A 3,771-nucleotide genomic window follows, 5' to 3' on the forward strand; every position below is an offset into this window, starting at 1 on the left:
ATGTAGAATTATTATAGGAAGCCACAAATCAGAAATCGATGGCTCTATCACTTTTCAGGCTCGAGCTGCTTCATCATCGCTTGTTTTCCAGCTTGCTTGGATATTAGCTTTTCCCTATGATGTATGAAAAAGGATATTTCTTAGCCTGTTGTGAGTCAAAACGTGCCTATTCAGGTTGGCGTAGTAGGGAAACCCAACACCGGGAAATCTACTTTTTTCGCGGCAGCGACGCTTTTAGACGTTAAGAGAGCTCCTTATCCTTTCACAACTATAAACCCGAACATAGGGGTGGGATACGCGAAGCTGAAATGTGTATGTACGGAGCTTGGAGTAAAGGATAATCCTAGGAATTCTATATGCATTAACGGCTGGCGCTTTGCCCCCATTGAGCTGATAGACGTAGCTGGCCTTGTCCCAGGAGCATGGCAGGGTCGAGGTCTGGGAAACATGTTTCTTGACCATCTTAGGCGGGCCCCCGTCTTGTTGCATATTGTGGATTCGGCGGGGACTACGGATGAAGAGGGGAGGCCGGTTAAGCCGGGGACTCGCGATCCAGTCGAGGATGTTGCTTTTCTCGAGAAAGAGATATCAATGTGGATGTTCCAGATAATCAGTAAGGACTGGGAGAGGATTTCCAAGCTTATAGAGTTACAGAAGAAGTACGACGAGTTGTACACCCGCTTTAGCGGACTGGGAATCAAACCAGAGCTAGTATACGGGGTCTTAGAAGAGCTCGGTCTCCACTCTAAAAAGGCCACGGCATGGACCCAGGAGGATCTTCAGGCTTTAGTTGCTCTAGTTCGAGAAAAAGCTAAACCTATGGTCATCGTGGCAAACAAGGCAGACCTTGATACGGCTGAAGACAATATTAAAAGGATGAAAGAAGAGCTTGGGAATAAATACAGGATAGTACCGGCCAGTGCTGAAGCGGAACTGGCTCTCAAGAAGGCGGCAAAGGCAGGACTCATCGAGTATATTCCCGGTGAGAGTGATTTCCATGTAAAAGGGCCTCTAAAGCCTGAGCAGGAGAAGGCCTTAGAGTATATTCGCGAAAAGGTTCTCAAGCGCTGGGGTAGTACCGGAGTTCAAGCCGCTATAGACACGGCTGTTTTCGATGTTCTAGGGATGATAGCCGTTTTCCCCGTTGAAAACGAGAAAAAGTTCACGGACAGTCTAGGCAATGTACTGCCTGACGTATTCCTTGTTCCCAGGGACACGACTGCTAGAGGCTTTGCCTTCCTGATTCACACAGATCTTGGCGAGAGGTTTGTATCGGCGGTAGATGCGAGGACCGGAAGGCGTATCGGCGCTGATGAGAAACTCTCTCATCGAATGGTTATCAAGATAATAGCTCGTGCCTAGTCTGGGGATTCCTGTGCTTGTCGAGCTAGAAGGTGTCTACTACAGGTATCCTGATAGTAGTGACTGGGTATTAAAAAACATAAACTTCAAGGCGGGAGAGGGCGAGTTCATACTTATTCTAGGGCCCAGCGGTTGCGGGAAGAGCACGCTGGCGAGAGTCCTCAACGGGTTAATACCTAACTTTTACGGTGGTCTTTTAGATGGTAAGATCAATATAGTCGGGAATGATCCCAGGAAAGTTCCAACCTATGAAATGTCCAGGCATGTTGGTTTTGTCTTTCAGAACCCCGAGAACCAGCTGTTCTTCACAAACGTCGAACGCGAGGTGGCATTTGGCCTGGAGAACCTCGGATATCCTCCTGACGAGATTCGCAGAAAAGTCGTAAAAGTGTTGGAGGAATATGATCTCATGGAACTCAGGGAAAAGTCTCCCTTTGAGCTGAGCGGTGGACAGCAACAAAAGGTTGCACTGGCTTCGGTGATGGCCCTTGAGCCTCGCGTATTAATTCTCGATGAGCCTACGGCGAACCTCGACCCGCTGAGTGCGTTGAAGGTTCTGGGCCTAGTCAAGAAAAAAACCCTAGAGTCGAAGCTAGCAACACTTGTCATCGAGCATCGGCTTGAGATAGTTCTTCCTTTTGCAGAGAGAGTTGTGGTAATGGCTGAGGGTGAAATCGTCTACGACGGGGATCCTCTAGGAGCTCTCGAAAGGTATGGTTACCTCACGGGTAAACCTTTCATCATAAGGCTTATCGAGAGATTGGAAAAGGAAGGAATACAACTTAAGGCCAAGTCCCTGTCCCCTGAGGATGTTGCCGCTAGTCTGTTAGATATTCTAGAGAGGGGTGTGACGCGTGTCGGAGGTAATTAGAGTAGAAGATCTATATTTTGAGTATACTGAGGGGGTACAGGTTTTAAAAGGTATTAATCTCTCGATACGTGCCGGGGAATTCATAGCCATCATGGGAGAAAACGGTGCAGGTAAAACCACGCTGATAAAACACTTTAACGGTGTCTTGAAGCCTATAAGAGGAAGGGTACTCCTTAAAGGCAAGGATACGCGTCACCTCTCGGTAGCCGAGGCTTCAAAGATAGTAGGCTTAGTGTTCCAAAACCCGGATCACCAGCTTTTCAACGAGACTGTTTACGATGAGGTTGCGTTTGCGCTTAGAAACTTTGGATATCCAGAGGATATAATTGAGCGGCGTGTCGAATGGGCTTTGAAACTGATGGAGCTTTATAAGTACAAGGACAGGTCACCCTATACGCTGAGCGTTGGCGAGCGAAAACGTCTAGCGATTGCAGCGGTTCTGGCTTATGATCCCGAAGTATTGGTTCTAGACGAGCCGACTGCTGGACAGGACTATGTGCAAAAAGAGAAGATATCCGAGACTCTAAACCTCCTGAGAACCTTAGGAAAAACCATAGTCATCGTTACCCATGATGTCGAGTTTGTTGTCGAGCATGTTAACCGCATCGTTCTGATGTCTTCGGGTCGTATTATAGCATCGGGCCCCCCTTTAGAATTATTTAGGAATCCAGCGCTGCTGAGAGAGGCCCGCCTGCTCCCTCCACAGGCTGTGAGATTTTCAAGGTTTTTGACGAGTAGAGGAGTGCCAATCAAAGACTGTTTTAACATCGATGCATGTGTGCAAGAGCTTCTAGGTGGTTTGCGTGGAGGCTCTTAAGGCGTTTAAGTTTACCCGAAAGAACAGTGTTGTTGATAAATTAGATCCCAGGACAAGGTTCTTCGTGACTCTCCTGTTAGCAGCGCTTTCGCTCTTAACGCTTGAGGTGAAGCGTCAACTACTACTCTTAGTACTGGTCTTCATAATTTCAATTATTGCAAAAAGATTCTCCCTGCTTATAAAGGGGCTTAAAGGCGTCGTTCCTATTGCCGTTCTTATCTTTCTGCTAAACTGGATAACAGAACTATCTCAAGGCTTTGCCACACCCTTAGCTATGACTCTTCGTTTCCTAGTGCTTACATCCTCATTTTCCCTCTTTTTCCTAACAACTCCTCCCGATGATCTAGCTCTCGCCCTAGAACAGATGCATGTTCCACGTGATTATTCTCTCCTTGTAACGATGTCCTTCAGGTTTGTTCCGACTCTAGCACAAGATGTCCAACTTGTTTTGGACGCTCTCAGGAGTCGGGGGCTAGAGGTCGAGAAAGGTAAACTGAGAGACAGGGTGAAAAATTATGTTTACCTTATGGTACCCTTGGTGGTGTTCGAGGTTCGTCGAAGCCTAATGATAGCTGAAGCTTTAGAGGCGCGAGGGTTTGGTGCGAGAGTGAAACCTTCTCGAATGGTAACATTGAAATTCGCGAAGAGAGATGCTATTGCGTTAGCTTTGATTTTAGGCTTTACTGCAATATTTCTCTCTATGAAATAAAGCCGCCCTGCG

The 3,771-nt window shown here is 47.2% G+C and carries 4 protein-coding genes; all 4 read left to right on the forward strand.

Going from position 1 to position 3,771, the window contains the following annotated elements:
* The first annotated feature begins 162 nt into the window (after positions 1-162).
* From ACP5KC_RS09340 to ACP5KC_RS09355, 4 genes are read left to right on the forward strand one after another with little or no spacing between them, the layout of a single operon-like run.
* Entirely contained in the window at positions 163-1,362 is a 1,200-nt protein-coding gene (locus ACP5KC_RS09340) for a redox-regulated ATPase YchF (protein WP_191118493.1), read from the forward strand.
* A gap of 13 nt (positions 1,363-1,375) precedes the next feature.
* Positions 1,376-2,233, forward strand: coding sequence for an energy-coupling factor ABC transporter ATP-binding protein (locus ACP5KC_RS09345; RefSeq protein ID WP_424741014.1), 858 nt, complete (start codon positions 1,376-1,378; stop codon positions 2,231-2,233).
* Positions 2,217-3,050: an ATP-binding cassette domain-containing protein gene (locus tag ACP5KC_RS09350; RefSeq protein WP_273433199.1), complete on the forward strand. Its 834-nt coding sequence runs from the start codon at positions 2,217-2,219 to the stop codon at positions 3,048-3,050. The genes ACP5KC_RS09345 and ACP5KC_RS09350 overlap by 17 nt, the downstream gene beginning before the upstream one ends.
* Complete coding sequence (locus ACP5KC_RS09355) at positions 3,037-3,759, forward strand: energy-coupling factor transporter transmembrane component T family protein (protein WP_052884481.1); 723 nt, start codon at positions 3,037-3,039, stop codon at positions 3,757-3,759. Before ACP5KC_RS09350 ends, ACP5KC_RS09355 begins: the two co-directional genes overlap by 14 nt.
* Positions 3,760-3,771: the final 12 nt, after the last annotated feature.

It is taken from the genome of Infirmifilum sp. (assembly GCF_049970975.1).
Classification (GTDB): Archaea; Thermoproteota; Thermoprotei; order Thermofilales; family Thermofilaceae; genus Thermofilum; species Thermofilum uzonense.